The 26,608-nt window shown below is 68.1% G+C and carries 23 protein-coding genes; 20 read left to right on the top strand and 3 right to left on the bottom strand.

Annotated features, from left to right (window positions below):
• Positions 1 to 101 precede the first annotated feature (101 nt).
• From ASD69_RS06945 to ASD69_RS06935, 3 genes are all read left to right on the top strand, one after another.
• A complete protein-coding gene (locus ASD69_RS06945) occupies positions 102 to 683 on the top strand; it encodes a hypothetical protein (RefSeq protein WP_157499062.1) in 582 nt (193 codons plus the stop codon).
• Between the two features lie 27 nt (positions 684 to 710).
• On the top strand, positions 711 to 2,324 hold the full coding sequence (locus tag ASD69_RS06940) for an XVIPCD domain-containing protein (protein ID WP_056175501.1): 1,614 nt from the start codon (positions 711 to 713) through the stop codon (positions 2,322 to 2,324).
• Between the two features lie 462 nt (positions 2,325 to 2,786).
• On the top strand, positions 2,787 to 3,983 hold the full coding sequence (locus ASD69_RS06935; RefSeq protein ID WP_056175499.1) for a hypothetical protein: 1,197 nt from the start codon (positions 2,787 to 2,789) through the stop codon (positions 3,981 to 3,983).
• 60 nt (positions 3,984 to 4,043) lie between these two features.
• Here the strand turns inward: ASD69_RS06935 and asd are convergent, their stop codons facing one another.
• Positions 4,044 to 4,889: an archaetidylserine decarboxylase gene (gene asd, locus ASD69_RS06930; protein WP_056175495.1), complete on the bottom strand. Its 846-nt coding sequence runs from the start codon at positions 4,887 to 4,889 to the stop codon at positions 4,044 to 4,046.
• Positions 4,886 to 5,530 carry an SCO family protein gene (locus tag ASD69_RS06925; RefSeq protein ID WP_056175493.1) on the bottom strand — a complete coding sequence of 215 codons (645 nt, stop codon included), beginning with the start codon at positions 5,528 to 5,530 and terminating at the stop codon, positions 4,886 to 4,888. Before ASD69_RS06925 ends, asd begins: the two co-directional genes overlap by 4 nt.
• Before the next feature lie 485 nt (positions 5,531 to 6,015).
• Between ASD69_RS06925 and ASD69_RS06920 the strand changes: the two genes are divergently transcribed.
• The 12 genes from ASD69_RS06920 to ASD69_RS06870 all read left to right on the top strand — a co-directional run bounded on the left by ASD69_RS06920 (position 6,016) and on the right by ASD69_RS06870 (position 19,723).
• Positions 6,016 to 6,816: a DUF4141 domain-containing protein gene (locus ASD69_RS06920; RefSeq protein WP_235567156.1), complete on the top strand. Its 801-nt coding sequence runs from the start codon at positions 6,016 to 6,018 to the stop codon at positions 6,814 to 6,816.
• Positions 6,817 to 6,881: 65 nt separating this feature from the next.
• Positions 6,882 to 7,958, top strand: coding sequence for a type IV secretion system protein (locus ASD69_RS06915; RefSeq protein WP_235567155.1), 1,077 nt, complete (start codon positions 6,882 to 6,884; stop codon positions 7,956 to 7,958).
• A gap of 1,839 nt (positions 7,959 to 9,797) precedes the next feature.
• The gene (locus ASD69_RS21130) at positions 9,798 to 10,379 is read left to right on the top strand and encodes a DUF4189 domain-containing protein (protein WP_082576308.1); all 582 of its coding nucleotides are present in this window, start codon (positions 9,798 to 9,800) and stop codon (positions 10,377 to 10,379) included.
• A gap of 85 nt (positions 10,380 to 10,464) precedes the next feature.
• Positions 10,465 to 10,995 (top strand): hypothetical protein, encoded by a 531-nt coding sequence (locus ASD69_RS06910; protein WP_056175486.1) that lies wholly within the window; start codon positions 10,465 to 10,467, stop codon positions 10,993 to 10,995.
• A gap of 128 nt (positions 10,996 to 11,123) precedes the next feature.
• On the top strand, positions 11,124 to 12,053 hold the full coding sequence (gene prmB, locus ASD69_RS06905) for a 50S ribosomal protein L3 N(5)-glutamine methyltransferase (protein ID WP_056175484.1): 930 nt from the start codon (positions 11,124 to 11,126) through the stop codon (positions 12,051 to 12,053).
• A 294-nt stretch (positions 12,054 to 12,347) separates the two neighbouring features.
• Entirely contained in the window at positions 12,348 to 12,899 is a 552-nt protein-coding gene (locus ASD69_RS06900; RefSeq protein ID WP_157499060.1) for a hypothetical protein, read from the top strand.
• A gap of 32 nt (positions 12,900 to 12,931) precedes the next feature.
• Positions 12,932 to 14,038, top strand: a complete 1,107-nt coding sequence (aroC, locus tag ASD69_RS06895) for a chorismate synthase (RefSeq protein WP_056175478.1) — start codon at positions 12,932 to 12,934, stop codon at positions 14,036 to 14,038.
• Positions 14,031 to 15,044, top strand: coding sequence for a D-glycerate dehydrogenase (locus ASD69_RS06890; protein WP_056175475.1), 1,014 nt, complete (start codon positions 14,031 to 14,033; stop codon positions 15,042 to 15,044). The genes aroC and ASD69_RS06890 overlap by 8 nt, the downstream gene beginning before the upstream one ends.
• Positions 15,045 to 15,242: 198 nt before the next feature.
• Positions 15,243 to 16,283, top strand: a complete 1,041-nt coding sequence (locus ASD69_RS06885; protein ID WP_056175472.1) for an aspartate-semialdehyde dehydrogenase — start codon at positions 15,243 to 15,245, stop codon at positions 16,281 to 16,283.
• A gap of 141 nt (positions 16,284 to 16,424) precedes the next feature.
• Positions 16,425 to 18,224, top strand: a complete 1,800-nt coding sequence (locus ASD69_RS06880; protein WP_235567154.1) for a FimV/HubP family polar landmark protein — start codon at positions 16,425 to 16,427, stop codon at positions 18,222 to 18,224.
• A gap of 3 nt (positions 18,225 to 18,227) precedes the next feature.
• A complete protein-coding gene (gene truA, locus ASD69_RS06875) occupies positions 18,228 to 19,055 on the top strand; it encodes a tRNA pseudouridine(38-40) synthase TruA (RefSeq protein WP_056175466.1) in 828 nt (275 codons plus the stop codon).
• Positions 19,052 to 19,723: a phosphoribosylanthranilate isomerase gene (locus ASD69_RS06870; RefSeq protein ID WP_056175463.1), complete on the top strand. Its 672-nt coding sequence runs from the start codon at positions 19,052 to 19,054 to the stop codon at positions 19,721 to 19,723. Before truA ends, ASD69_RS06870 begins: the two co-directional genes overlap by 4 nt.
• A 322-nt stretch (positions 19,724 to 20,045) precedes the next feature.
• Here the strand turns inward: ASD69_RS06870 and ASD69_RS06865 are convergent, their stop codons facing one another.
• On the bottom strand, positions 20,046 to 20,936 hold the full coding sequence (locus tag ASD69_RS06865; RefSeq protein ID WP_056175460.1) for a LysR family transcriptional regulator: 891 nt from the start codon (positions 20,934 to 20,936) through the stop codon (positions 20,046 to 20,048).
• 99 nt (positions 20,937 to 21,035) lie between these two features.
• Between ASD69_RS06865 and trpB the strand changes: the two genes are divergently transcribed.
• The 5 genes from trpB (at position 21,036) to ASD69_RS06840 (ending at position 26,548) form a co-directional block, all read left to right on the top strand.
• The gene (gene trpB, locus ASD69_RS06860; RefSeq protein WP_056175457.1) at positions 21,036 to 22,247 is read left to right on the top strand and encodes a tryptophan synthase subunit beta; all 1,212 of its coding nucleotides are present in this window, start codon (positions 21,036 to 21,038) and stop codon (positions 22,245 to 22,247) included.
• 138 nt (positions 22,248 to 22,385) lie between these two features.
• Positions 22,386 to 23,225 (top strand): tryptophan synthase subunit alpha, encoded by an 840-nt coding sequence (trpA, locus tag ASD69_RS06855; protein ID WP_056175454.1) that lies wholly within the window; start codon positions 22,386 to 22,388, stop codon positions 23,223 to 23,225.
• Between the two features lie 127 nt (positions 23,226 to 23,352).
• On the top strand, positions 23,353 to 24,252 hold the full coding sequence (gene accD, locus ASD69_RS06850) for an acetyl-CoA carboxylase, carboxyltransferase subunit beta (RefSeq protein WP_056175451.1): 900 nt from the start codon (positions 23,353 to 23,355) through the stop codon (positions 24,250 to 24,252).
• Positions 24,249 to 25,592, top strand: a complete 1,344-nt coding sequence (gene glmM, locus ASD69_RS06845; protein WP_056175448.1) for a phosphoglucosamine mutase — start codon at positions 24,249 to 24,251, stop codon at positions 25,590 to 25,592. The genes accD and glmM overlap by 4 nt, the downstream gene beginning before the upstream one ends.
• 17 nt (positions 25,593 to 25,609) lie before the next feature.
• A complete protein-coding gene (locus tag ASD69_RS06840) occupies positions 25,610 to 26,548 on the top strand; it encodes a 2-oxoglutarate and iron-dependent oxygenase domain-containing protein (RefSeq protein ID WP_056175445.1) in 939 nt (312 codons plus the stop codon).
• The last annotated feature ends 60 nt before the right edge of the window (positions 26,549 to 26,608 follow it).

Below are 26,608 nucleotides of genomic sequence, written 5' to 3'. Positions count from 1 at the left end.
GTGAGCCGTCAGGGGCATGCTTTGTACGCCTCCGATCTGTCTTGTCGTCGGTCCGAGCCTCGTGCTACTACTGAGCCACCGACAGGAGCCTCGGTGGCCCCATGCTTACAGGACGTTGTTTCAGCACTTTCGCCTTAGCCGCCTTGTTGGCGTTGCCGGCCTGCGCCGCCAAGGCGCCCAGCCCCGACAGCGCCGCCGTCGAGCCGGCCGAGGCGGCGACCCCCGATCGGACCGCCGCCGCGCCCGCCGCCGCACCAGCGCCCGCACCCGCACCCGTCGCGGCGGCGCCGAAGCAAGAATTCTCGGGTCAATGGGCCTATCGCCAGTCCTGCGGCTGGCAGCACAGCGCCCACTTGGAGTTGGCCGAGTCCGGCAGCGGCGTTAGCGGTCGTTGGGACGACGGCACCCGCGCGCGTGGCGACAGCGGCCAGTTGCAGGGCGAGCTGCGCGACGGCCGTCTGTATCTGCGCCTGTGCAGCGAAGGCGAAGCCGATGGCAAAATCCGCGCCTGCCCGAACTACGGCGAAGCATCGGCCTACCTGGCGCGCGAAGGCGCCGTGCTGGGCTGGTACCGCAAGTCCGGCGACGGCTACCGGCCTTACCTGAAACTGCACCCGGCCGGGGCCGGCCAAGCCGTGCCCGACGACAGCAGCGGCTGCGAAGAAGACGCCGAGCAAGACTGAGCGCGACCAAGCCAAGGAGGCGACGCGATGAACGTACCCGCAGACCAAGTAGCGCCCGCCGCCGCCGCGCCGCGCCCGCTGACCGATGCCGAACTGCGCGCGGTGGCGTATTTCGCCATCGGCGTGGGCTCCGAAGGCAGCATCGGCGGGCGCGACGTATCCACGCGCCTGTCCTTCGCCGGCAACCGCGACGCCGATACCGGACGCATGTCCCCGGTCGGCAACAGCGGTTATTCCATCGGCACCCTGCAGACCGATCTGGGGCAGCACCCGGAAGTGATTCCGTCCCTGCTGAATGCCTACCAGGCCTGGGCCGCCACCCAGCCGGCCGGCACCGCGCTCAGCGCGGCGGAGCGTCGCCAGACCGCCGCCGACCTGGCCCGCAACGGCGACACCATCGACGCGCAGAACGGCCGGCCGATGGACGCGCGCATCGAACGCAACCTCAATACCTTCCTGCGCTCCGATGCCGGCGTCACCTACATCCACGATCGCGATGCGGCCCAGGTCGAGGAGTTGATGACTGGTACCCTGGCGCAGGTACGTCAGACCGCGCTGTTCCGCAATTCCACACCGGACGATCAGATCCGCCTGGCGGCCATGGTCGCCAAGGTCGAGAACCAGAGCGGCGATCGCTGGGCGCCGGGCTTGTTGCGCGACATGAACAATGGCACCCACGACAGCGTCGCGGACGTCAATCAGGCCATCGGCCGCATGCTGCGCGCCAACGGCGATTACATGGAGTCCGGCCGCGACGCCACCTTGGCCGGGGCCGAGGTGGTGGTCGCATTACGCAATGCCGATGCGCGCAGCCCCCTGCATACCGCGTGGCAGGGCGTGCTCGCCGATCCGCTGGCCAATCCTTCGCAATTGGGCCAGGACGCCACCCGTCCCAACCAGCGCGCCGAGTACACCACCATCAAGGAGCTGTTCCTGCAGAAGGAGCAGGCGCCGGCGTTCATCGATGCCCTGGACCGCGGCGCGGGCTATGCCTACGGCCGTCCGCAAGCCGAGGGGCGCAACCGCGCCACCGGCGGGCTGTACGCCCAGGGCGACGACTTCGTGCTTTGGAACCGCGACGGACCCGGCCGCGCCTACCTGGACGGGCAGTGGTCGGAGGTCGCGCGCAACGACCTCAGCCGCGTGCGCAACCGCGACGGCACCACCGACCTCAACCTGGCCCGCGACGGCAACGTCAGCCAACTGCTGCACGTGGACCCGCGCGCGCCCGGACTGCGCGCAAGCCTGGATGTGGATGCGCCAGTGGCGCCCGAGCGCGCGGACCATCCGCTGTTGCGGCAGGCGCGCGATCAGGGCCGCGGCCTGGACGCTCAGCTGGGCGCGGTGAGCGGCGATGCGCGCGCATGCCTGGATCTCAACGTGGCTTGCCTGGCCGCGCAGCACCGTTTCGACCGCATCGACCACGTGATGCTGGGACGCTCGCCGCCCGGGCAGGAGCCCAATGTGCTGGTAGTGCAGGGCGACCTGGGCGATCCCGGTCGCCGGATCGCATCGATGCCCCTGGCCGACGCGTTGCGCGGTCGCAGCGAAGAACTGCAACAGCGCCTGAGCGCCGCGCCCTCGCCGCAGAGCGAGCAGCAGGAGCAGCAGCAAAGCCAACGGGCCGCGCGCTCGATGTAGCGCCCGCCGGCGAGCGTCGCCGGCATCGCCGCTAACGATCGGCCGCCGATTCGCGATCGCCTGCGCGCCGCGGCCGGCGCTCACGGCGTTTCCGCCAGTGTCCGGCTTTTGCCGTGGCACTGGCGTGCGCGCAGGCCGATTCATCGTAGCGAGCGCCGATCCGCGAGCCGGGCCGGCCGCTACGTTGGAGCACGATTCGATTCGATTCGATGTGGCCGCTCCAATCGACGTTCTACGCAGCGTCAATCCGCAGCCTGCGCACATCTTTCCGCTTCCGGACTGCGCGCGAAAATTCGCATGCGTCACGCGGTAGGAAGTCGTCCGAAAACGGCGAGTAATCGGCCGTAGCCCAGCGCATACAGACGCTGCGCCGCCGGCGCGCAATCGCATCACCGTCGATACATCCACGCCGATCGCGCTCGCGCATCGCGACGACCGCGCTCGGCCCGAAGGAGCCCCGTCATGAAGCTCTCGCTGCCCGTTTCGCTGTTGAGTCTGAGTCTGTTCGCCATCGGCACCGCCCAGGCCGCGCCACCGCGTTATCGCATCGATTACCTGCCGTCGCTGGGCGGTTCCAGCACCGCCACCAGCATCAATGATCTGGGCTGGGTCGCCGGCCGTTCGACGCTGACCGCGCCCGCGCCGTCGCATCGCCACGCCGTGCTCTGGCGCAACCAGCAAATCACCGACCTGGGCACATTGGGTAGCCCGGAGCGCCAGAGCGCCGTGGTCTGGCCGGTGAAGAACGTGCGCGGCATCGTCGCCGGCATCGCCGAAACCAATGTGATCGACAGCGAGAACGAGGACTGGAGCTGCTCGGCCTTCCTGCTGGCGCGACCGGCCGGTGGCCCGCGCTACCAATGCCTGGGCTTCGTCTGGGAGGACGGGCATATGCGGGCCTTGCCGACCTTCGGCGGCACCCATGGCTTCGCCACCGGCGCCAACAATTTCGGCCAGGTCGTGGGCTGGGCCGAGACCGCGGTGCGCGACCCGGTCGGCTGCACGCTGCCGCAGAAGTTCCAGTTCCGCGCCGCGCTGTGGGAGCCGCGCCGCAACCGCATCCAGGAGCTGCCGCCGGTGGTGGCGGCCGGCGATACGGTGAGCGCCGCCACCGCGATCAACGACCGCGGCCAGGTGGTCGGCATTTCCGGCATCTGCGACGACGCGGTCGGCAAGTTCAGCGCGATCCGCGCAGTACTGTGGGAGCACGGCCAGGCGACGGTGTTGGGCGATATCGGCGGCGCGGCCTGGAACACGCCGATGGCGATCAACCCGCAAGGCGACGTGGTCGGCTTCGGCAATCAGTCGCTCACCGAGGAGGGAGCGCCGGACTGGGGCGCCTTCCTGTGGACGCGCCACGGCGGCATGCGCGCGCTGCCGAAGCTGGCTGGCCACCTCAATGCGCAGGCCAACGGCTTGAACCTGTGGCGGCACGCGGTGGGGCGTTCCTGCACGGATGCCAGCATGGCGGCCTGCGATGCGGTGCTGTGGCGCGACGGCGGCGTGCATCGCCTGCACGATCTGATCGCGGACTTCCCCGCCGACGGTCCGCGCCTGACCACCGCGACCGACATCGACGATTTCGGCCGCATCAGCGGACAGGCGATCAATCCGCAGACCGGTGCCGGCATGGCCTATGTGGCTACACCGATCTACTGAGCTACTTGGTGTTTGCCCAACCCCTCTCCGCAGTGGAGAGGGGTTGGCGCGCCAGCGTCTTCAGTCGGTCAGAGTGGCCAGCGCCTGCCCGAGCCGCACCGCCGTCTCCGCGGCCAGCGCCGGCGACAGCGCGGCCACGCCCGGCGGCAGCAACACGATCACGGTGGAGCCGTAATTGAAGCGCGCCATCTCGGCGAAACGGTCCAGCGCGATGTTGGCGCCGCGATAGTCCTTGACCGTGACGGTATCGGCGTAACGCGGAATCTCGACGCCGCTCCACACCGTTTCCACGCCCGAGACCAGCAGCGCGCCCACCATTACCACCGCCATCGGGCCGAAGTCGGTATCGAAGTGGCAGACCAGGCGTTCGTTGCGCGCGAACAGGCGCGGCACGTTGCGCACCGCGTCCGGACCGACCGAGAACAAACGCCCCGGCACGTGCACGGTTTCGCGCAGGGTGCCGGCCCAGGGCATGTGCACGCGGTGATAGTCCTTCGGCGACAGGTACACGGTCGCGTACACGCCGTTCTCGAACGGCTCGGCCGCCGCTTCGTCGCCCAGCAGCTCGGCGGCGGTGAAGGACTGGCCCTTGGCCTGGAAAATGTCGCCGTGCACGATCGGCCCGCACTGGCTGATGCGGCCGTCGGCCGGCATCAGCAGGCTGCGCGGATCGGGATCGGCCACGCGCGCGCCCGGCTTGAGCGCGCGGGTGAAGAAGGCGTTGAAGGTCGGGTAGGCGCGCGGATCGGATTCGGCGGCCTCGGACAGGTCGACGCCGAACTTGCGCGTGACCGTGTCGATCAGCCACTGCTTGACCGCCGGGCGGCTGGAGTAGGCCAGGGCGCGCGCGATCGACGACAGCGCGCGGTGCGGCAGGATGTAGGTGAAGGTGGTCAGCAGGCTCACGGCATGGCCTCGGTCAGGGCGGCCATGTCCGCGGCGATGGCCTTGGGATCCAGCGGCGGCTGGATCAAACCGGCCATGCGGCCTTGCGGGTCCAGTACCGCCATCGAGGCGCTGTGATCGACCGAGTACTGATTGGCCGGCACGCCCTCCGGCGGCGGCACCTTGGCGAACACCATGCTCAGCGATTTGGCGAAGCGCTCCAGCGCCGGCAGATCCGCGGTCGCGGCCAGGGTGTCCTTGTGGAAGGCATGCGCGTACTCGCCGATCCGGTCGGGCGTGTCGCGTTCCGGATCGACCGACACGAACAGCACGCGCGGGCGCAGCGCTTCCGGGATCGAGGCCCACTGCTTCTGCGCTTGCGCCATCTCGCCCAGGGTGGTCGGGCAGATGTCGGGGCAATGAGTGAAGCCCAGGAACACCAGGGTCCAGTGGCCCTTGAGCTCGCCTGGCACCAAGGCGGTGCCATCGGACTGGCGCAGCGAGTAGGCCGGCAGCTCGCGCGGCGGCGAGAACAGGCGCACGGCCTGAGTCTGCGGCCACTGCGAGGGCGCGGCCGCACCGAAGTAGCGTTGCGCAGCCCACAGGCCGAGCGCAGCGGCCAGCGCGGCGACGAGGACGATGACGGTGGTGCGATTGAACATGGCCGGTCCGACAGGGGTATCCCCCGCATGATACCGGGCCGGCCGCGCAGGGCGGGTGCGGCATAGCGCCGCAGCGGGCGGGGGATCGGCCCGTCGTCGGAAGCCTGCGAGCAAGGAGGTTGGCGCTTGGGCGCCGATGGAACGGCTCGTACGCGCCGTTCCGTTCGCCATGAAGACAAAAACTCGCCGTGTCCGCCCTTGCTTTGATTGTGAGTTTTGTCGTGGGTATTTATTCGGCGGAATTTGGTGATTATTTGTGTGATATGGCACGAATTATCAGTTGATAATCATCGGATCGCTGAATAGCGCCTCGATATAGTGGAAAACCCCTCTTGTGCTGGCGTCGTAAACTGGCGCTAATGTGATCAAGGTCGCGTTGTTGTTGGTTTTAATCGCGATCTTAGTGGGTTAATAACTGTGTATTAATTACACATTATTTTCTGTGCCAGCTCGGTCGCGAAATGAATCGCGAGAGGATGAATACGATGAAATGGAGCTTCCCGTCTTTGTCGCGCAAGCGCCGCTGCACCATCGCGCTACTGGCCGTTTGCGGCTTGGCGTCCGGGCCGGCGGCCGCGCAATGGATCGTCCAGGATCCCAGCCTGATCATGGGGCAGATCAGGCAGACCTTCGCCGACTCGCAAGAGTTCGCGCTGCAGGCGCAGCGCTGGGGCGAGACCTACAAGTCCTACAACGACACTTACAAGCACTATCAGCAGCAGTTGATACGTCTGCAGCGCCTGAACATGGGCGATCCGGAGATGGAGGACACTTTTCCCGAGCGCGATCTGAACTACGGGATGGCGGACAGCTGCCCCGCCAAGGGCAACGGCGAAGGCGGCGCGAGCAGCTTGCTGACCCGGGTATTCACGGCGGCGCAGCCGAAGATGGACGGCAAAGTACTGGACGAGCAGCAGAAGATCTGCGAGCGCATGGTTCAGGCGGAGAACGCCAAGTACAACGAGTCCGTGCGCATGCTCAAGACGCTGATGAAGCGCAATCGAGAGTTCCAGGACGTGCAGCGGCAGCGCGACAACGTCGGGGATGAGCAAGGCGCGTTGGCGGCCAACGACAACGAGGTCCAGCGATTCGTGGCGCGCACCTCGATGGACCTCGACTACTGGCAGGCCCGCATGACCGCATACCACAGCTACATCGAGTCCTTGAAGTGGGATCAGGCGCGGCTGGCCAAGCGTGCGATGCGTGGCAAGAAGGGGCAGGGCATGGGTGGCATCGTCGGTCAGGTCGTCCAGGCCGCTGCGCTCAAGGCCGCTCTGAAGCCCTGAGTCGCCGCTAGCGCGGGCGAATCGCATTTCATCGAACGGGGCTTGGCCCCAGCAGGAAGCTAACGATGCCAGCAGGGTTGCAATGGGGCAGCGGCTTTGTGGCCGCGTGGGAGGCCTGGTCGCCGCGCGCGGCCGGCATCGGCGAGTTCGCCTTCTTCAAACTGGTCAACGACTACCTCAGCGTCAAGGTCGACGAGTTCGGCTTGGAACTCATGGGGCGCTTCATGACCTGGGCTACCGGCATCGCCCTGACCCTGGTGACGCTGTGGATCCTGATCGCCGGCTACCGCATCGTCACCGGCCAGTCGCGCGAGCCGATGATCGCGCTGGTCACCAGCATGACGCGGATCGCGGTGATCGTCGGCGTGGCCACCACCATGTCGGTGTTCGGCGGCGATTTGCATCGAACGTTCACCCACGATCTGGATCGCGAAGTGCACGGGATGTTCACTGGCGATAGCGACCGTAGTTCGGCCGACGCGATCGACGAGAATCTGGCCTACATGCAGGTGGCCCTTAGCGCGATCGACGCGGTCCAGATCGTCGACGGCGACCAGCAGATGTACGACGAAAAAGCCCGCGCGTTGCTGTTCGCCGGCTTCGGCACCGCCAGCCCACCGATGACGGCCGGTGCGATGCTGCTGCTCTACAAGTTTACCTTAGCGCTGTTCGTCGGCCTGGGACCTTTGTTCATCCTGTGCCTGATCTTCGATCAGACCAAGGACCTGTTCCGGAAATGGCTGATGTACGGTCTCGGGACCTTGTTCTCGATGGCCATGCTCAGCGCAGTGACCGCGATCGCCTTGGAACTGGCCTCGCGCGTGGCGGTGGCGCTGTGGATGGCCAAAGCGATCAACGGCATCCTCGGCACCGACGTAGAAGGCCTGACGACCCAGGCGATGCAGCAAGGCGGGATAGGGCTGCTGTTGACGGTGCTGATCATCACGGTGCCGCCGGCGGCTGCGATGTTTTTTCAGGGAACGCTCGGAGGGTTCAATCACTTCTCTGGTTTTCAAGCTAAATCTGATGCCACGTCGCAAGCGAAGGCCGCCTATCAACCGCCCATGCCCGCAGCGTCAAATCCAGACTCTGGTCGCACAGGTGGGCAAACCCTGCCTGGTTTAGGGCCCAGAACTCCATAGGCGCACGGCTGTGATTGAGCTTCAAGGAGATGCATATGAAGTTAAGGGCGATCTTTGCTTTGGCGATTGCTTGCAGCGCCGTCTCAACCAAAGTTGAGGCTGAGGGGAACTGCCCCCCCGGTTACTATCAGTTGCCGGGCCCGACTCAGGGAGTCATCAACTGCGGCCCTGTTCCCGGCGACAACACCTCTGAAGCCGAGGCGAATGGTCCGCGCTGGGCCAGTCGATGGGGCGCTATCGCGATCGATGAGGGCAAAAGCAATGTCGGCGTAGGGGCGGCTGCGGCAATGAGCAGCAAGCGCAAGGCAAAACAAGCGGCGTTGGCGGAGTGCCGAGGGAAAGGCGGGCAGAAGTGTGAGATCAGCCTGATATACGACAATCAATGTGCCGTCGTCATTGCTGGCGTCGGCTACTCGAGGTCACACGGTGGAGCAACTGTAGAGATTGCAGCAGCACGAGGTTTGAAGATGTGTAATGAGGCTGGGACTAGTCAATGCCAAGTCTATTACAAGGCCTGTAGTCTGCCTCAGCAGATACGGTAAATTTCCCGCGCAGCCGCAGCTCGACGTTTTGAAGCGGATAGAGACAGCGAAAACCGGGGCATTCAACAATCCAGCAAATACTCCCTACGGTGTTGCGAGCAGCCAGCCAGGACGGGATGAAGTCATCAATTCAAGAGGAAATCGCCGATGAAGATTCCACTCATTGTCCTCTTGCTGCTAGTTGTTGGGCCGGTAGGGATGGTTCGGGCGGAAGGTGGTACCTGCCCGCCAGGCTTTTATCCTCAGAACGGTCCCGGTGTACTGGGCTGCGCTCCAATTCCTGATGGGGGGGCGGAGTCGGGTGGGTCCGGTCCCAAGTGGGCTACGCGTTGGGGAGCGATTGCAACCGATGGCGCCAATGCCGCTTTCGGCGCGGCTTCCGACATACCGAGAAAGCGGGCGGCACAAAAGGAAGCGCTCGCTCAATGCAAGACGCAGGGTGGCAAGGCCTGCAAGGTGGATCTGGTCTACTACAATCAGTGCGCAGTGATGATCACAGGTGATTCAAAGTATTTGTCGCAAGGCGCGGAGTCCGTTCGGGTCGCGACAGAAGTTGGAATGAAGCGGTGCGGCGAGCTCGACGCGGGCTGCCGAGTCTACTATTCCGGTTGTAGCCTTCCAGTTCGAATCAGATGAAGTGTTCTGCTCAATCTGCCGAGAGAAGAATGCACCGATACCGACGACGCGGCCTCGCGGTCGTGTTGTATGTATCAATGAGTGGTGTTTCCGTTCGTGCAGAGGGCGGCTGCCCCGCAGGCATGATTCCGCATACGGGAACTTCCACCAATTCTTGCGGACCCATCCCGCCGGGCTACTACGGTGATGAGGCAGGCGGACAGAGCGTACGGTGGGCAAAGCGTTGGGGAGCAATCGCGGCGGACCCTAACGCACCCAGCTTGGGTTTCTCGACCGGTTTCGCGAGCAAAAGGGCCGCGGAGAAGGCCGCTCTGTCGGACTGTCGGGCGAAGGGGGGAGTTAAGTGTCTAGTTGATATCGCGTACTACAACCAATGCGCAGCTTTGGTTGTTGGGAAGACGAAATTCAGCGTGGCGCGCGCTGCTACTGCGGAGGCAGCGGTTGCTTTGGGTACCCGCGACTGTGAAGGGGTTAGCGAAGGCTGCAGGGTGTTCTACAGCGACTGTAGTTATGCTGAGCGTGTGCGTTAATTGAGCATGGTTTTGCCGTCTGGCGACTCTTCTCTGCTTCATCTGCTCGGCGTAGGGAGCATCGAGAAGCGCGCTCAAGCAGTGAAAAAACGGCGGCTGTGAGTGCGGGCGCATGGCGCGGTGGATGGGGCATGGAAGGCCTGCCAGGCCTGTTGTCAGGGCATAGTCAGATCATCGGATGCAGCATCGGAGAGATGGATCAGGCCATGAGTACAAAACGGCAGGTATGCCTGGGTGTTGCTCTGTTGGCTCTGAGCTTCAACGCAGCAAGCGATGGGCAATGTCCTGACGGATTTACGCAAGCTCCCGGCCCCATGACAGGCGTTATAAATTGCGTTCCATTACCTGCGGCGAACGACCCTGGAAACGATGCGGGCGGTCCCAGGTGGCAAAGCCGATGGGGCGCGATCTCGTTTGATTATGGGGCTAGCAATGTCGGGGTCGGGGCTTCGGTTGCTGCCACCAGCAAGCGCAGAGCGAAGAGCGAGGCCTTGGCAGAGTGTCGAGCGAAAGGCGGGAAGGGTTGCAAGGTCAACCTTGTATACGACAATCAGTGCGCGGTCGTGATCGCAGCAGTCGGTTACTCGCGTTCGCATGCTGGGCCCACGGTCGAAATCACGGCCGAGCGGGGCATGAAGATGTGCGAGGAGGCGGGTTTCAACGATTGCCAGGTCTACTACAAGGCCTGCAGCTTGCCCGAACAGATTCAGTAGATTGGATGCTTGTAAGGGAATGCGGTTCTGGAGTTAAAGTGAACCGTCAGGTGTCTTAGCAGGGACGCAGGGTAGTAGGCAGGCCATGACCGAAAAAGACCCCGCCGGCAATACCACCCCGGACTTCGACTGGTCCGCCTCCGTGCGCATGGTCGAAGGCGGCGTGTTGGCCGGCTTTGCGGTCCTGTTGCTGGCGGTCGCGGTCGCGGTGCTGGGGATCAGCGGGACCAACCTGAACGTCGTCGAGTTGTCCAAGTGGGGCGCGATCACGGCCGGGATGCTGCAGATTCGGGCCTCGGTGCTGGCGACCTGTCTGGTGGCGCTGGCGGGCCGGCGCCTGCTGGATGGCTCGGGGCAGGGGGCGGCGGCGGGTGGGGCGCGGTCCTTGCGGGCGGCCAGGAAGCTGGTCGCGATCGCCTGGTTGCTGGGACTGGCCATGGTCAGTCTGCCGTTGATGATGGAACTGCCCCTGCATGTGCCCGAGACCGGGCTGGTGTTCGGCCTGCTGTTGCTGGCGGGGGCCGCGCAGGTCGCGGTCGGCGCCATGGTCTACCGGTCGCTGGTGTCGGCGGTGGCCGCGCAGGCGGATGCCGCAGCCTACGAATTGAGTCTTTAAGCGCCGCCGGCGGGGTGCGGCTGGCCGGGTGATCAGGTCCGCGCGCCCCGCCGCGCCCGGAGCGCGGCAGCCTTGGCCGGGCGGCGGGCCGCTATAATGCGCGGCCCTGTTACGTTTCCGGATCCGCCGTGCCCTCCGTCACCTTCGAGCAACTGACCGTCATCGACCTGATCCGCTACGGCGCCAGTCGCTTCAATGGGGCCGGGCTGACCTTCGGTCACAGCTACGACAACGCCCTGGACGAGGCCACCCAGTTGGTCCTGCATGCGCTGCACCTGCCGCACGATCTGAGCCCGGTCTACGGCGCGGCCAAGGTCACCACGGACGAGAAGGACGCGGTGCTGGCGCTGTTCGAGCGCCGCATCGGCGAGCGCATCCCGGCCGCCTATCTGACCGGCGAGGCCTGGTTCGCGGGCCTGAGCTTCAAGAGCGACCGCCGCGCCCTGGTGCCGCGTTCGCCGATCGCCGAGCTGATCGAGTCGGGTTTCGAGCCCTGGCTGGGCGGCCGTCAGGTCGAGCGCGCGCTGGACCTGTGCACCGGTTCGGGCTGCATCGCGATCGCGACCGCGCACTACCACCCCGATTGGCTGGTGCACGGCGCCGACATCAACGACGACGCGTTGGCGTTGGCGGCCGAGAACAAGGCCCGCCTGCACGCCGACAACGTCGAGCTGCGCAAGTCGGACCTGTTCGACGGCCTGCAGGGCGAGGTTTACGACCTGATCGTGACCAATCCGCCCTACGTCACCAACGACGAAACCGACGCGCTGCCCAAGGAATACTCCTATGAGCCCGAGCTGGGCCTGCGCGCCGGCGACGACGGCCTGGACCTGGCCCTGCGCATCCTGCGCGACGCCCCGGACCATCTGAGCGAGCACGGCCTGCTGATCTGCGAAGTCGGCGAGGCCGAGCGCGCCCTGGTCGAGTTGCTGCCCGAGCTGCCGCTGGCCTGGGTCGAGTTCAAGGTCGGGCAGATGGGCATCTTCGTCGCCGAGCGCGGCGATCTGGTCGAGCACCACGCCCGCATCGCCGAGCTCGCGAGCCAGCGCGGCGGCTGATCCGGGCCGGCATGGACAGGAAGGCGCGCATACTGGCTCCGCTGGATGCGCGCGGCCGTGGTCTGGAGATCGGCCCCTCGCACAACCCGGTCGCGCCCAGGCGCGAGGGCTACGACGTCGAGGTGCTGGACCACGCCGATCGCGCTGCGCTGGTGCACCAGTACCGCGATCACGGCGTCGACCTGGACGCGATCGAAGAGGTCGACTTCGTCTGGAAGGGCGGCCGCTATGCCGAACTGACCGGCGCGGAGCGCGCACTACGATGGGGGCATCGCCTCGCATGTGATCGAGCACGTGCCCGATCTGGTCGGATTCCTCCACCACTGCGACACGCTGCTGCGCGAGGGCCGGGTGCTGTCATTGGCGGTGCCCGACCAGCGTTACTGCTTCGACCGCTTGCGCGCCCTGACCGGGCTGTCGCAGCTGATCGACGCGCACCTGCAAGGCCGGCGCAATCACAGTCCGGGCCAGGTCGCCGACTACTTCCTCAACGTGGTCAAGCTGGACGGGCGGATCGCCTGGGACGCGGCCTTGGCGGCGGGGCGCTCGCTGAGTTCGGTCGAGTTCGTGCACACTGTCCAGGACGCGAATACGGGCATGGACGCGGTGCGCAAGCACGATGCCTACCTGGATATCCACGCCTGGTGCTTCACCCCGAGCTGGTTCCGCCTGCTGCTGGACGATCTGAATCGGTTGGGCCTGGTGGCGTTGCGCGAGCGGTCATTCAGCGCCACCCAGGGCCACGAGTTCTACATCGCGCTGTCCCGCGACGGCGCAGGCCCGGACCGCGACCGCCTGGCGCTGATGCGCGAGGCCGAAACCGAAATAGCGGCATGCGCGCTGTGAAACGCGCGCGCCGCGGCTGACGAGAGAGACGCATGTCGAACAACACCTTCGGCCGCCTGTTGCGGGTCACCACCTTCGGCGAGAGCCACGGCCCGGCGATCGGCTGCGTGGTCGACGGCTGCCCGCCGGGGCTGGCGATCGCGCCGGAGGAGTTCCGCCACGATCTGGACCGCCGCGCCACCGGCAAGACCCGCCACACCTCGGCGCGGCGCGAGGCCGACGAGATCGAGATCCTCAGCGGCGTGTACGAGGGACGCACCACCGGTACCCCGATCGCGCTGCTGATCCGCAACACCGATGCGCGCAGCAAGGACTATGGCTCGATCGCCGAGCAGTTCCGTCCCGGCCACGCCGACTACAGCTATTGGCAGAAGTACGGCCTGCGCGATCCGCGCGGCGGCGGGCGGTCCTCGGCGCGCGAGACCACCATGCGCGTGGCCGCGGGCGTGATCGCCAAGAAGTGGCTGGCCGAGCGTCATGGGGTGCGGGTGCGCGGCTTCATGTCGCAGATCGGCGAGATATTCCCCAACGGCTACGACCTCGGCGTGGTCGAGGACAATCCCTTCTTCTGGCCCGACGCGGCCCAGGTCGCCGAGCTGGAGGCCTTCATGGACGCGCTGCGCAAGTCCGGCGACTCGGTCGGCGCGCGCGTGGACGTGATCGCCGACAACGTGCCGCCGGGCTGGGGCGAACCGATCTACGGCAAGCTCGACGGCGAACTGGCGGCGGCGTTGATGAGCATCAACGCGGTCAAGGGCGTGGAGATCGGCGACGGTTTCGCCGCGGTGGCCGCGCGCGGCAGCGAGCATCGCGACGAGATGTCGCGTACCGGTTTCGCCTCCAACCACGCCGGCGGCATCCTCGGCGGCATCAGCACCGGCCAGCAACTGCATTGCTCGACCGCGTTCAAGCCGACCTCCAGCCTGCGCCTGCCCGGGCGCGGCCTGGACGTGCACGGTAACGAGGTCGAAGTGATCACCACCGGCCGCCACGACCCCTGCGTCGGCATCCGCGCCACCCCGATCTGCGAGGCCATGGTCGCGCTGGTGCTGATGGACCAGGCCTTGCGCCACCGCGCCCAGTGCGGCGACGTGGGCGAAGTGACGCCGCGCATTCCGGCCGGCGACGCCGATGGCTGAGCGTCCGCGCGTCTGGGTCTCGCAACCGCTGTTCGCCGACATCATCGGGCGGCTGGACGAGCACTTCGACGTGGTCGGCACCGCCGCGGTGACCCAGCACAGCCCGGACGCGGTCGCCGCGGCCCTGCGCCAGGCCGACGGCGCCCTGGTTACCCTCAACGACGCGATCGGCGCGGCCCAGGTGGCCGGCGCCTCGCGCCTGCGCGCGATCGCCAATGTCGGCGTGGGCTACAACAACCTCGACCTGGCGGCGCTGAGCGCGGCCGGAATCCTGGCCACCAACACCCCGGACGTGCTGACCGAGACCACCGCCGACTTCGGTTTCGCCCTGATGATGGCGACCGCACGCCGGATCACCGAGGCCGAGCGCTGGCTGCGCGACGGCCACTGGCGGCAGTGGAGTTTCGAATCGCTGCTGGGCGGCGACATCCACGGCGCCACCCTGGGCATCCTCGGCATGGGCCGGATCGGTCGCGGCATCGCCCGGCGCGCGTCCGGCTTCGGCATGCGCGTGCTGTACCACAACCGCAGCCGCCTGCCCGACGCGGTGGAACGCGAGCACGCCGCCGAGTACGTCGGCTTCGAAGCGCTGTTCGAGCGCGCCGATCACCTGGTCCTGGTGCTGCCGTATTCGCCGGCCAATCATCACCTGGTCGACGCGGCCGCGCTGGCGCGGCTGCGCCCGCACGCCACCCTCACCAACATCGCGCGCGGCGGCCTGATCGACGAAGCGGCGCTGGCCGACGCGCTGGCGGCCGGGCGCCTGGCCGCGGCCGGCCTGGACGTGTTCGAGGGCGAGCCGGCGGTCAATCCGCGCCTGCTGGCGCTGCGCAACGTGGTCCTGACCCCGCATATCGCCAGCGCCAGCCTGGCCACGCGCCGCGCCATGGTCGCGCTGGCGGTGGCCAATCTGATCGCCGCGCTGGACCGCGGCCCCGACGCCGGGCGTCCGCCGTCGCCGCTCAATGCCGAGGCCCTGGCCGGCGGTGGAAAACGCAGCGCCTGAACCCCGCGCGCGCGTTGCGCGCGAATGGAACGCCGATTCGCGCATTGGCGCCGCGCTTAGCCGATAATCGAGGAGCCGGGATTCGAGATTGGGGATTCGGGATTGGTAGAGGCGGGGCCGCGTCTGGGCCGCTTTGACGAATCCCGAATCCCGAATCCCCAATCTCCGCTTTTTAACAAGCCAGGTAAATCGAGACTGATGAACGCCAAGACGTCCTGCAATGTCGCCGTGGTCGGTGCTACCGGAGCGGTCGGTGAAACCATGCTGAAAGTCCTCGCCGAGCGGAAGTTCCCGATCGGCAAACTGCATGTGTTGGCGAGCGAACGCTCGGCGGGCGAGAAACTTCAGTTCGAAGGCAAAACCCTGGTGATCGAGGACCTGGCCACGTTCGACCCGTCCGGCGTCGACATCGCCCTGTTCTCGGCCGGCGGTTCGGTGTCTAAGGAATACGCGCCCAAGTTCGCCGCCGCCGGCGCGGTGGTGATCGACAACTCCTCGGCCTTCCGCTACGACGACGACATCCCGCTGGTGATCAGCGAGGTCAATCCGGAGCAGATCGCCAACCGTCCGCGCGGCATTATCGCCAACCCGAACTGCTCGACCATGCAGATGCTGGTCGCGCTGGCGCCGATCCATCGCAAGGTCGGCATCGAGCGCATCAACGTCGCCACCTACCAGTCGGTGTCCGGCACCGGCCGGCGCGCGCTGGAGGAATTGGGTCGGCAGACCGCGGGCCTGCTGAATTTCCAGGAGACCAAGGCCGAGGTGTATCCGGTGCAGATCGCGTTCAACGTGATCCCGCACGGCGGCGACTTCCTCGACAACGGCTACACCAGCGAGGAGATGAAGCTGGTCTGGGAGACCCGCAAGATCCTCGGCGACGACTCGATCGGCGTGAACGCCACCGTGGTGCGGGTGCCGGTGTTCTACGCCCACTCCGAGGCGGTGCACATCGAGACCCGCGAGAAGCTCAGCGCAGCCGATGCGCGCAAGCTGCTGGAAGACGCGCCGGGCCTGGAAGTGGTGGATGAGGCGGTCGGCGGCGGCTATCCGACCCCGGTCACCCATGCTTCCGGCCACGATGCGGTCTACGTGGGCCGCATCCGCGACGACATCTCGCATCCGCGCGGCCTGTCGATGTGGGTGGTGGCCGACAACATCCGCAAGGGCGCGGCGCTCAACGCGGTGCAGCTGGCCGAGTTGGTCTGGGCCGAGCAGCGCGCGCAGCACGCCGCTTGAGCGCGGCGCTTAAGTCGGGCGGTCCGCATTGGGCCGCCTAAAACGCGGCGCAGGGCGTAATGTGACCGTATTGCGGCCGCATTGCGTATTAACCGTGGCGGCGGCTAGAGTCGCCGCCAGGGGACAGGGAGTGGGACCAGAGTGAAGCATCGTTTCGCGCGTACCGTGTTGGCATTGGCGCTGGCCTTGGCCAGCGGCGGCGCCTGCGCGCTCGGTCTGGGCCAGATCGAGGTCAAGTCGCGTTCCGACCAGCCGCTGCTGGCGGAGATCCCGATCGTCTCCAGCGATCCGGCCGAGTTGGAACAACTGCAGGCACGCCTGGCGTCGCCGGAGACCTTCGCCCGCATCGGCCTGATGCCGCCGCAGGGCATCGTCTCCGATCTGCAATTCCAGGTCGCCCTGGACGCGCGCGGTAACCCGGTGATCCGGGTCACCAGCGAGCAGCCGGTGAACCAGCCGCTGGTGACCTTCCTGCTGGAAGTGGACTGGGGCCAGGGCCGTCTGGTGCGCGAGTACTCGGCGCTGATCGACACCCCCAAGACCGTATCGGCGCCGCTGCAGCCGCCGATCGAGGCGCCGGTGTCGGCGCCGTCCAATCTGATCGAACGCCCGATCGATCCGGCCGCGGTGATCGCCAGCGACACGCCGACCGATCCGGCCGCAGTGGTGCCGGACCCGGCCTCCGTCGACGCCGTGCCGGCCGCGCCTGCCAACGCCTTCCCCGAACAACCCACCGCGATCGCGATCGCGCCGCCGGCGCCAACCCCGGCGCCGCCGCTGGACGCCGCGCCGGCGAATCCGGGCGGCGCGGCGATCGAAGTCAAACGCGGCGACGCCTTGTCGCGCATCGCCAGCGGGCTGGAACTGGGCGAGGGCGCCAGCCTGGACCAGACCATGGTCGCGCTGCTGCGCGCCAACCCCGACGCCTTCATCGGCGGCGACGTCAATCGCCTCAAGCAGGGCGCGGTGCTGCGCGTGCCCAGCGGCAACGAAGTGGCCAGCATCGACGCAGGCGAAGCCAGCGCGCTGGTGCGCGGGCAGATCCAACAGTGGCGCCAGGCGCGCCGTCCGGCGCCGCAGCCGGCGGTGGAGCCGGTGCCGCTGGCGACGGCGCCGCGCGCGGCCGGCAACAGCGCCGGCGCTGCGACGGACGCGACGGCCTCGGCCGGCGCGCGTCTGGAAATCGTCCCGCCCGGCGCCAGTCGCGCCGCGCGGGCGGGTACACAGTCCGGCATCAATGCCGGAGGCGAGGGCCAGATGCTGCGACAGGAACTGCAAGAATCCAAGGAATCGCTGGCCGCACGCGAGGCCGAACTCAGCGACCTCAAGGGCCGCGTCGCCGAGTTGGAGCAACTGCAGAAGCAGCAGCAACAGCTGATCCAGCTCAAGGACACCGAACTGGCCGCGGCGCAGCAGCGCCTGGCCGAGTCCAACCAGAAACAGGCCGCCGAGCAGGGCGGCGCGATGCTGCCGTGGGCGATCACCGGCGCGGTCCTGCTGCTGGCCGCGTTCGGTGCGTGGTTCCTGCGTCGGCGTCCGTCCAAGCCGGTGTTCCGCGCGCCGGTCGCGGCCGGCGCCGCCGGCCCGTCGATCGCCGACGCCTTCGCCGAACCCGCGGTCGAGCCGGTGGAGGCCGAAGCGACCGTCGCGACGCCCGCCGCCGCCGCGCAGGCCGCGCCGTTCTGGACCACGCCGCAGTCCGCGCCCGGTACCGAGCGCAAGGTGCCGGCGTGGCACGTGGCCGCGGTCGGCAACGGCGAGCAGCCGGTGCAGGAGCCCTTGCTGGCCGCGCAACCGGGCCAGGAGCGCCTGGAACTGGCGCGCGCCTACATGGACCTGGGCGATCACGAAAGCGCGCGTCAGCTATTGGGCGAAGTCGCGGTCAACGGCGATCTGGCCGCGCGCCAGCAGGCCGCGCGGATGTTGCGCGAACTGGAGTAATGCGTGGCGTCTGAGGTTCCGGCGGCGTCCGCCGCGACGCGACGCTACGCCCTGGGCATCGAATACGACGGCGGCGAGTTCTCCGGCTGGCAGCGTCTGAGCCGGCCGGGCGAACCCGACCTGCGCGGCGAACCCACCGTGCAAGGCGCGGTCGAGGCGGCGCTGTCCTTCGTCGCCGGCCGCCAGATCGACGTGACCTGCGCCGGTCGCACCGATGCCGGTGTGCATGCGTCCTGCCAGGTGGTGCATTTCGACGGCCCGGCGATGCGCGAGCCGCGCGGCTGGGTGCTGGGCACCACCTCGCGCCTGCCACCGTCGGTGTGCGTGCGCTGGTGCGTGCCGGTCGCCGACGACTTCCATGCCCGTTTCTCGGCGCGCGCGCGCCGCTACCGCTATCGCATTCTCAACCGGCCGGTGCGTCCGGCCCTGCAGCGCCAGTACCTGAGCTGGGAGCGGCGTCCGCTCGACGCCGACGCCATGCATCGCGCGGCCCAGGCGCTGCTGGGCGAGAACGACTTCTCGGCTTTCCGTACCGTGCATTGCCAGGCGCCGCACGCGCGCCGCGACCTGCAATACATCGCGGTGCGCCGCGACGGCGACATCGTCGAGATGGAAGTGCAGGCCAACGCCTTCCTGCATCACATGGTCCGCAACATCGTCGGCAGCCTGCTGCCGGTGGGGCGCGGCGAACAACCCGAAGCATGGATCGCGCAGCTGCTGGCCGGACGCGACCGCGCCAAAGCCGGGCCGACCGCGCCCTCGGCCGGGCTGGTGTTCGTCGGTCCGCGTTACCCTGCGGACTGGCCACTGCCGGCGGAGGTATTGCTGTGACCCACGCGCCCAAGACCCTGTTCCGTACCCGCATCAAGTTCTGCGGCTTCACCCGCCCCGGCGACGTGCGCCTGGCCTGCGAGCTCGGCGCCGATGCGATCGGTTTCGTGTTCGCCGAATCCAGCAAGCGCCGCGTCGAGGCCGAAGAGGCGCGCGCGATGCGTCAGGCCTTGGCGCCGCTGGTGGATGCGGTGGCCTTGTTCATGGACAACCCGGCCGAACAGGTGCGCGAAGTGGTGCGCCAGGTCCGGCCCAGCCTGCTGCAATTCCATGGCGACGAGAACGACGCCTTCTGTCGCTCCTTCGGCGTGCCGTATCTGAAAGCGGTGGCGATGGGCGAGGGCGCCGATCCGGCGGTGCCGCAGGGCCTGGCTCTGCACGCGCGCTACCCGGCCGCGGCCGGCTTCCTGCTCGACAGCCACGTCGCCGGCGGCAGCGGCGGCAGCGGCAAGACCTTCGACTGGTCGCGCATACCGGCCGCCATGCACAAGCCCTTCCTGCTCGCCGGCGGGTTGGTGCCCGATAACGTGTTCGACGCCATCCAGGCCACCCGGCCCTGGGGTGTGGACGTGTCCAGCGGTATCGAGAGCGCGCCGGGCCGCAAGGACGGCGATTTGATGCGGCGCTTCGTCGAAGAAGTGAGACGCGCGGATTGCCACGCCGATTGAGCCGCAAAGCACGGCTTGCTTTGGGGTAGGAGCGGCGTAAGCGACCTGCGGCCGACGACGTAAGACGTGGGGTGTGGTGAGCCAAAGGCGAATCGCACCATCGCCAGCCACCGCATGCCCGCGACGGTGCGGTTGCCACCGCAGCCTACGGCTCGCTGTCTGTGGAAGCGACGTGAGTCGCGATGCGTGGCGGCAGAGGATGGCGGAGTTGGAGAGCTGGATGCTCCGATCGCGACTCACGTCGCTCCCACAGAAAGCGGGTGGGACCAGTTCCGATCGAACCGCGAAGCGCACGTGCGCCCTCAAGGGCGAACAACCATGCTCAATCCCGCGCCAAGGCCTCGCGCAACCACGTCGCCAATTCCGCCACCCGCGCATCCTCGCGGCGCTTCGGCGCGCACAACACCCAGCGCGCGTCGGTGTCGACGAAGCCCCAGGGCGCGAGCAGGCGGCCGGCGGCCAGATCCTCGGCCACCAACGGCTGCGGCGCGATCGCCACGCCCAGCCCTGCGTTGGCCGCTTCCAACAAGTAATACAGATGAGCGAAGGCGGTGCCCGGACGCAGCGCGGCCGGGTCCAAGCCGACCCGCGCGGCCCAGTCGCGCCAGGCCTGCGGGCGCGAGGCGGTGTGCAGCAATTCCAGCCCGCATAGCGCGTCCGACGGCGTCCCGATCAATGCGGCCGCGCCCGGCCAACGCGGGCTCAGCACCGGGCCGATGCGCTCCACCGCCAGCTCGCGCACCGCCCAATCCGACGGCCAGGGCGGCGCCGCGATCAGCAGCGCCGCGTCCAGACCGGCCAGCGCCGCATCGGGTGCGGTGTCGTTGGCGGCCAGGTGCAGGCGCAGCGCCGGGCGCTCGCGCGCTAGCCGGTCCAGGCGCGGAATCATCCAGCGCGCCAGCACGCTGCCGGGGCAGCCCAGCACCAGCGGGGTCTGTTCCGGGCGTCGCTGCAGTTCGGCCCAGGCCGCGCGCAGCGGCGCGAAGCCGTCGCTGGCGGCCTCGTACAGGCGCTGTCCGGCCGGCGTCAGCGCCAGTCCGCGCCCCTCGCGCTGGAACAAAGCGCTGCCCAGTGCCTCTTCCAGCAAGCGCAGCTGGCGGCTGACCGCGCCATGGGTCACGTGCAGTTCGGCCGCGGCGCGGCCGACGCCGTCCAGCCGCGCCACCGCCTCGAAGGCGCGCAGGGCGTTGAGCGGGGGCAGGGCGCGGCTCATAGGATAAGTGAGTTTTACTGACAGGCCAGGCCTATTTTATGCGTTATCGGCGGGTCTTGCTTGCGATAAAGTGGCGGGACTCTACTCGTCAGCCGCGCCGTGACTGCCATTACCGATTACCACGCCTACCCGGACGCCTCCGGCCATTTCGGTCGCTACGGCGGTCGCTTCGTCGCCGAGACCCTGATCGGTCCGCTGGAGGAGCTGGCCGCGGCCTACGACGCCGCGCGCATCGACCCGGCCTTCATCGAGGCTTTCGACCGCGACCTCGCGCACTACGTGGGCCGGCCCAGCCCGATCTACCACGCCCAGCGCCTGAGCGACGAGGTCGGCGGCGCGCGCATCCTGCTCAAGCGCGAGGACCTGAACCACACCGGCGCGCACAAGATCAACAACACCATCGGCCAGGCCCTGCTGGCCAGCCGCATGGGCAAGACCCGGATCATCGCCGAGACCGGCGCCGGCCAGCACGGCGTCGCCAGCGCCACCGTGGCCGCGCGCCTGGGCCTGGAATGCGTGGTCTACATGGGCGCGACCGACATCGAGCGCCAGAAGATCAACGTCTACCGCATGAAGCTGCTGGGGGCGACCGTGGTGCCGGTGACCAGCGGTTCGGCCACGCTCAAGGACGCGCTCAACGAGGCCATGCGCGACTGGGTCACCAATGTGCGCGACACCTTCTACATCATCGGCACCGTCGCCGGCCCGGACCCGTACCCGCGCATGGTGCGCGACTTCAACGCCATCGTCGGGCGCGAAGCGCGCGCGCAGATGCTGGCCGAGTACGGCCGCCTGCCGGATGCGATCACCGCCTGCGTCGGCGGCGGCAGCAACGCGATCGGCCTGTTCCACGCCTTTCTCAACGATGCTTCGGTGCGCATCGTTGGCGCCGAGGCGGCGGGCGAGGGCATCGCCAGCGGCCACCACGCCGCCTCGCTGGCCGCCGGCCGCCCCGGCGTGCTGCACGGAAACCGCACCTATGTGTTGTGCGACGACGAGGGTCAGATCATCGAGACCCATTCGGTCTCCGCAGGCCTGGATTACCCCGGCGTCGGCCCCGAGCACGCTTTTCTCAAGGACGCCGGCCGCGCCGAGTACGTGGGCGTGAGCGACGACGAGGCCCTGGCCGCCTTCCATCAGCTCGCACGCACCGAGGGCATCCTGGCCGCCTTGGAATCCAGCCATGCCATCGCCCAGGCGGTGAAGTTGGCGCGCACCATGCCCAAGGACCAGATCGTGCTGTGCAATCTGTCGGGGCGCGGCGATAAGGATGTGCATACGATCGCTGGGCGCGAGGGGATCGTGTTTTGAAACAGGAGTGAGCGCAGAGGAGCGAGAAGGGAGCGAGGAGCGCGCGATCAATCCGCCAGCCTGCTCCCCCGCTGTTTCTCCACCCTTGCGCTCTCGCTCTAACTCACTCCTCACTCCTCTAAGCCCACTCCTGCCCTCATGAACCGCATCGACACCCGCTTCGCCGCGCTCAAGGCGCACAGCCGCAAGGCCCTGGTCCCCTTTATCACCGCCGGCGATCCGTCGCTGGAGGCGACCGTGCCGGTGATGCATGCGCTGGCCGCCGCCGGCGCCGACGTGATCGAGCTCGGGGTGCCATTCTCCGATCCGATGGCCGATGGCCCGACCATCCAGCGCAGCTCCGAGCGCGCGATCGCGCGGGGCGCGGGCCTGTCGTACGCGCTGCGCTGCGTGGCGGAGTTTCGGCAGCGCGACGCCGATACGCCGGTGGTGCTGATGGGCTACCTCAATCCGATCGAGATCCGCGGCTCGGCGCGCTTCGCCGCCGAAGCGGTCGCGGCCGGCGTCGACGGCGTGCTGCTGGTCGACCTGCCGCCCGAGGAAGCCGCCGAACTGCGCGCGGATTTCGCGGCCGCGGGCCTGCAGCTGATCCTGCTGGCGTCGCCGACCACCACCGACGCGCGTCTGGCGCTGCTCTGCGACGACGCCCAGGGCTACCTCTACTACGTGAGTTTTGCCGGTGTGACCGGCGCCGACCGCCTCGACGCGGTCGCCGCCAACGAGCGCCTGCGCGAAATCCGCCTGCGCAGCCGGGTGCCGGTGGTGGCCGGTTTCGGCATCAAGGACGCCGCCAGCGCCAGCGCGATGGCGCGCGAGGCCGAGGGCGTGGTGGTGGGCAGCGCCTTGGTCGCGGCGCTAGCCGGGACCCAAGCCCAGCCTGCCGTCGCGGCGAGCGCCGAGACCGACGCCGCCGCTGCGGTCGCGGCCGCCACCGCGTTCCTGACGCCGCTGCGGCAAGCGCTGGACGCCCCGACCTGAGTTCCGGCGGTTGCAGGCGCCCCTGCCTGGCCCAAACCTGGCTGCGCTAAACTGACCCGCTAGGCCGGGTTCCGCCACGGACCGTGGACCGGCACCCTTAGCAGCCTGAACGGGAAAAACGCACCGCATGTCCTGGCTCAAAAAACTCATGCCCGGCAGCCGCACCGGCATCCGCACCGACTCCGCCGGCGCCAAGCGCCGCAGCGTGCCCGAGGGGCTGTGGGAGAAGTGCGACCGCTGCGGCGCCGTGCTCTACCGGCCCGAGCTCGAGGAAAACCTCGAGGTCTGCCCCAAGTGCAGCTTCCACATGCCGATCCGCGGCCGGGTCCGCCTGAACGCGCTGTTCGACCCCGGCAGCGCCACCGAGATCGGCGCCGAACTGGGCCCGACCGACGTGCTCAAGTTCAAGGACCAGAAGAAGTACTCCGACCGCATCAAGGCCGCGCAGAAAGCCACCGGCGAGCGCGACGCCCTGATCGCGATGCGCGGCACCCTCAAGCAGCGCCCGCTGGTCGCGTGCTCGTTCGACTTCGCCTACATGGGCGGTTCGATGGGTTCGGTGGTCGGCGAGCGCTTCGCGCGCGCGGCCGAGGCTGCGCTGGAGATCGGCTGCCCCTTCGTGTGCTTCTCCGCCAGCGGCGGCGCGCGCATGCAGGAAAGCCTGTTCTCGCTGATGCAGATGGCCAAGACCTCGGCCGCGCTCGGCCGCCTGCGCGAGGCCGGTCTGCCGTACATCTCGGTGATGACCCATCCGACCACGGGTGGCGTCTCGGCTTCGTTCGCGATGCTGGGCGACATCAATATGGCCGAACCCGAGGCCCTGATCGGCTTCGCCGGCCCGCGCGTGATCGAGCAGACCGTGCGCGAGAAGCTGCCCGAAGGCTTCCAGCGCAGCGAGTTCCTGGTCGCCCACGGCGCCATCGACCAGATCTGCGACCGCCGCGAACTGCGCGAGCGTCTGGCCCATCTGCTGGCCCTGCTGATGAAGCAGCCGCAGCCGGAAGACGACGCGGAGGCCGCCGCTTGAGCCGCAAGTATTTCGGCACCGACGGCATCCGCGGTCGGGTGGGCGAGGGCGCCATCTCGGCCGATTTCGTGCTCCGCCTGGGCAACGCCTACGGCCACGCCCTGGCGCGCCGCGACTGGCGCAAGCCGGTGGTGATCATCGGCAAGGACACCCGCATTTCGAACTACATGTTCGAGGCCGCGCTCGAGGCAGGCCTGGTCGCCGCTGGCGTCGACGTGCAGCTGATGGGCCCGATGCCGACCCCGGCGGTCGCGCACCTGACCCACTCGATGCGCGCCGACGGCGGCATCGTGATCTCGGCCTCGCACAATCCGCATTACGACAACGGCATCAAGTTCTTCTCGGCCGAGGGCGAGAAGCTCGACGACGCCACCGAATTGGCGATCGAGGCCGCGCTGGAACAGCCGTTCCGCACCGTGCCCTCCGAAGAGCTGGGTAAGGCGGTGCGCACGCGCGATGCGCTGGGCCGTTACATCGAGGCCTGCAAGGGCTCGGTGCCCAAGGGCTTCGACCTGGGCGGCATGCGCATCGCCATGGACTGCGCCAACGGCGCGACCTATCAGCTCGGCCCGCTGGTGCTGCGCGAGTTGGGCGCGCGCGTGGATGCGATCGGCATCGACCCCAACGGCCTCAACATCAACGACGGCGTCGGCTCGACCCACCCGGAGACCCTGGCCGAACGCGTCAGGGCCAGCGGCGCCGATCTGGGCATCGCCTTCGACGGCGACGGCGACCGCGTGCTGTTCGTCGACGGCGACGGCACGGTGCGCGACGGCGACGACCTGCTGTACGTGCTGGCCTGCGACTGGCAGGACAGCGGCCGCCTGCGGGGCCCGGTGGTCGGCACCCTGATGACCAACTACGCCCTGGAACGTGCGTTTCAACAGCGCGGCATCGGCTTCCTGCGCGCCAAGGTCGGCGACCGCTACGTGCACCAGCAGCTGATCGCCCACGACGCCGTGCTCGGCGGCGAGGCCTCCGGTCACTTGCTGTGTCTGGACCGCGCCAGCACCGGCGACGGCATCGTCAGCGCGCTGCAGGTGCTGGAGGTGCTGCGCCGCCGCGGCGTCAGCCTGTCCCAGGCCCTGCAGGGCTTCGTCAAAGTGCCGCAGAAAACCGTCAACGTGCGTTACGAAGGCAGCGCCAAGCCGGCCGACGCGCCGGCGGTGCAGGCCGCGCTGGCGCAGGCGCAGACCGCCGTGGCCGGCCGCGGCCGCGCCTTCCTGCGGCCTTCCGGCACCGAGCCGGTGGTGCGCGTGACCGTCGAGGCGGATGATCGGCAACTGATGTTGGACACGCTGCAGCGCCTGGCCGATGCCGTGCGCGCGGCGGCGCAATGAACCCACGAGACCCAGACATGACTTCTCAGATTCCGACCCTGGACATCCGCCGCTACGACACCGACCGCGACGCTTTCGTGGCCGAGCTCGGCGCGGCCTACCGCGAGTGGGGCTTCGCCGGCATCCGCGGCCACGGCATCCCGGCCGAGCAGATCGACCAGTCCTACGACCTGTTCAAGCGTTTCTTCGCCCTGCCGGAGGAAACCAAGCGCAAGTACCACGTGCCCGGCAGCGGCGGCGCGCGCGGCTACACCCCGTTCGGCGTGGAGACCGCCAAGGACTCCAAGCACTTCGACCTCAAGGAGTTCTGGCACGTCGGCCGCGAGATTCCGCGCGACTCCAAGTACGCCGAGGCGATGCCGGCCAACCTGTGGCCGCACGAGATCCCCGAGTTCCGCGACCAGGCCTACGGCCTGTACCAGGCGCTCGACCATCTGGGTTCGCGCGTGCTCAGCGCGCTGGCCCTGCACATCGGTTTGCCGGAGAACTACTTCGCCGACAAGACCGACTCGGGCAATTCGATCCTGCGCCCGATCCACTACCCGCCGATCACCGCCGACAACATTCCCAACGAGCGCGCCGGCGCGCACGAGGACATCAACCTGATCACCCTGCTGGTCGGCGCGAGTTCGGAAGGCCTGGAAGTGAAGTCGCGCAAGGGCGAGTGGGTGCCGTTCACCGCCGATGCCGACACCATCGTGGTCAACATCGGCGACATGCTGCAGCGCCTGACCAACCACGTGTATCCCTCGACCACCCATCGCGTGGTCAATCCGCCGGGCGAAAAGGCGCGCCAGCCGCGCTACTCGACCCCGTTCTTCCTGCACCCGAATCCGGATTTCCTGATCGACGTGCTGCCCTCGACGATCACCGCGGACAATCCCAAGCGCTATCCGGAGCCGATCACCGCGCAGGGCTATCTGGAAGAGCGCTTGCGCGAAATCAAGCTGAAGTAAGGTTCGTTACGCCCTGGCTCATGAGCCCCTCTCCCGCTCGCGGGAGAGGGGTTGGGGTGA

It is taken from the genome of Lysobacter sp. Root604 (genome assembly GCF_001427505.1).
Lineage (GTDB): Bacteria > Pseudomonadota > Gammaproteobacteria > Xanthomonadales > Xanthomonadaceae > Lysobacter.
The sequence above is the reverse complement of the archived record's forward strand: the minus strand, read 5'-3'. Positions and strand labels throughout refer to the sequence as shown.

Excerpts from the sequence above, each read along its gene's own strand:
- ASD69_RS06920 (WP_235567156.1), top strand. The coding sequence starts at position 6,016 with ATGAAATGGAGCTTCCCGTCTTTGTCGCGCAAGCGCCGCTGCACCATC.
- ASD69_RS06935 (WP_056175499.1), top strand. The coding sequence starts at position 2,787 with ATGAAGCTCTCGCTGCCCGTTTCGCTGTTGAGTCTGAGTCTGTTCGCC.
- ASD69_RS06865 (WP_056175460.1), bottom strand. The coding sequence starts at position 20,936 with ATGAGCCGCGCCCTGCCCCCGCTCAACGCCCTGCGCGCCTTCGAGGCG.
- ASD69_RS06945 (WP_157499062.1), top strand. The coding sequence starts at position 102 with ATGCTTACAGGACGTTGTTTCAGCACTTTCGCCTTAGCCGCCTTGTTG.
- ASD69_RS06940 (WP_056175501.1), top strand. The coding sequence starts at position 711 with ATGAACGTACCCGCAGACCAAGTAGCGCCCGCCGCCGCCGCGCCGCGC.
- ASD69_RS06890 (WP_056175475.1), top strand. The coding sequence starts at position 14,031 with ATGGCTGAGCGTCCGCGCGTCTGGGTCTCGCAACCGCTGTTCGCCGAC.
- ASD69_RS06840 (WP_056175445.1), top strand. The coding sequence starts at position 25,610 with ATGACTTCTCAGATTCCGACCCTGGACATCCGCCGCTACGACACCGAC.
- ASD69_RS06925 (WP_056175493.1), bottom strand. The coding sequence starts at position 5,530 with ATGTTCAATCGCACCACCGTCATCGTCCTCGTCGCCGCGCTGGCCGCT.
- ASD69_RS21130 (WP_082576308.1), top strand. The coding sequence starts at position 9,798 with ATGGAAGGCCTGCCAGGCCTGTTGTCAGGGCATAGTCAGATCATCGGA.
- ASD69_RS06915 (WP_235567155.1), top strand. The coding sequence starts at position 6,882 with ATGCCAGCAGGGTTGCAATGGGGCAGCGGCTTTGTGGCCGCGTGGGAG.
- accD (WP_056175451.1), top strand. The coding sequence starts at position 23,353 with ATGTCCTGGCTCAAAAAACTCATGCCCGGCAGCCGCACCGGCATCCGC.
- aroC (WP_056175478.1), top strand. The coding sequence starts at position 12,932 with ATGTCGAACAACACCTTCGGCCGCCTGTTGCGGGTCACCACCTTCGGC.
- ASD69_RS06910 (WP_056175486.1), top strand. The coding sequence starts at position 10,465 with ATGACCGAAAAAGACCCCGCCGGCAATACCACCCCGGACTTCGACTGG.
- trpA (WP_056175454.1), top strand. The coding sequence starts at position 22,386 with ATGAACCGCATCGACACCCGCTTCGCCGCGCTCAAGGCGCACAGCCGC.
- ASD69_RS06885 (WP_056175472.1), top strand. The coding sequence starts at position 15,243 with ATGAACGCCAAGACGTCCTGCAATGTCGCCGTGGTCGGTGCTACCGGA.